This window comes from Vibrio sp. 10N.222.46.A1 (assembly GCF_041473595.1).
Classification (GTDB): domain Bacteria; phylum Pseudomonadota; class Gammaproteobacteria; order Enterobacterales; family Vibrionaceae; genus Vibrio; species Vibrio tasmaniensis_A.
The window spans coordinates 1-774 of record NZ_JBFRSN010001603.1 but is presented as its reverse complement, the minus strand read 5'-3'; the positions used below and the strand labels follow the sequence as shown (position 1 = coordinate 774).

Genomic DNA, 774 nt, shown 5'->3' with positions numbered 1-774 from the left:
CTAGAAGACTTATATCAAAATTTGGCATCTTTTCTGACAAATGTCTGATTTCTTTCTGTGTTAAGTTTGGGGTTTTAATTGTAAAACTCTCCTTTCCTGATTTAAAAAAAGGCAAACCTTCAAAGTTGCAAACATCAACTAATTTTAGGTCATCTACTTTATATAATACAAATCCTAATGTTTCCATCCTACTACCATCTGCATAATCAAAATACATAACTTGCCTGACCTGTAGTTTTTCTTCATCATTTACTAGTCGATCATTTCTTTCTTGTAATGATCGGTTCAGTCTTGCAATTATTGAATCATACAAAAAACCTGAGAAGTTACTTTGTCTTGTCCAACCTCGTTCATCAAATGACTGCGGAATGTTATCTTCACCAACTATTTCGGTAAATTTTTGTTTATAAGCATCGGCTGCTAATTTTCCAGAAGAATCTTTTAACTCATCACGTGTATATACTTCTGAGTTATAACTTAAACAAAAAATTGAACCACTTTGTAGTTTTGATATGACGATAGATAAATCATCCAACATGCTTATATTAAATCGAGAGTCATAATCCATCCAAATGATGCTTTTTGAATCCAAATTAATTTTTGGAAGAACTGCATTTGAATGCCCGAATTTAATATCAATGCAATCAAACGGCTTATTAAAATGATACCTTTTCCGATTATTGGTGTCCCCTTCGATACTAATCATTTTGTCAATGTGCAATGATTTATGGAATAAGAAAAAATCCACGAAGTATTTGGCACCCAAACCAACAT

Annotated in this window: 1 protein-coding gene; it reads right to left on the bottom strand. The window is 31.9% G+C overall.

Going from position 1 to position 774, the window contains the following annotated elements; translation table 11 throughout:
* The coding region (locus tag AB4496_RS28375) for an O-methyltransferase (RefSeq protein ID WP_372133393.1) at positions 1 to 748 on the bottom strand (748 nt) is incomplete at its 3' end.
* Positions 749 to 774 lie beyond the last annotated feature (26 nt).